General features: G+C 40.7%; 1 protein-coding gene. It reads left to right on the top strand.

Going from position 1 to position 285, the window contains the following annotated elements; all coding sequences use genetic code 11:
• Window positions 1-16: 16 nt before the first annotated feature.
• A partial coding sequence (locus tag AOA61_RS21865; RefSeq protein WP_305886525.1) for an NAD(P)-dependent oxidoreductase occupies window positions 17-285 on the top strand: 269 nt, incomplete at its 3' end.

Below are 285 nucleotides of genomic sequence, written 5' to 3'. Positions count from 1 at the left end.
GATCAGGTGAACTCCTATGTCTAATTTTTCACCGTGTATGCTAAATTTATCAGGCAAAAAGAGTATCGCATTTGGTGGTGGAAAGGTGGCTGCAAGAAAAGTAAAGCAGCTGTTAGGAGCAAAATGCCATGTCAAAGTTATCAGTCCCCTTTTCTCACCACAAATCCAATCACTTCTAGATGACGTGGACGTGGAGTATGAAGAAAGGGGGTTTCAAGTGGGAGATACTAATGGTAGTTTCATCGTTGTCGCTGCAACAAACAATACTTCAGTAAACCAAAATAT

It is taken from the genome of Pseudomonas sp. 2995-1 (assembly GCF_002742505.1).
Taxonomy (GTDB): domain Bacteria; phylum Pseudomonadota; class Gammaproteobacteria; order Pseudomonadales; family Pseudomonadaceae; genus Aquipseudomonas; species Aquipseudomonas sivasensis.
The sequence above is the reverse complement of the archived record's forward strand: the minus strand, read 5'-3'. Positions and strand labels throughout refer to the sequence as shown.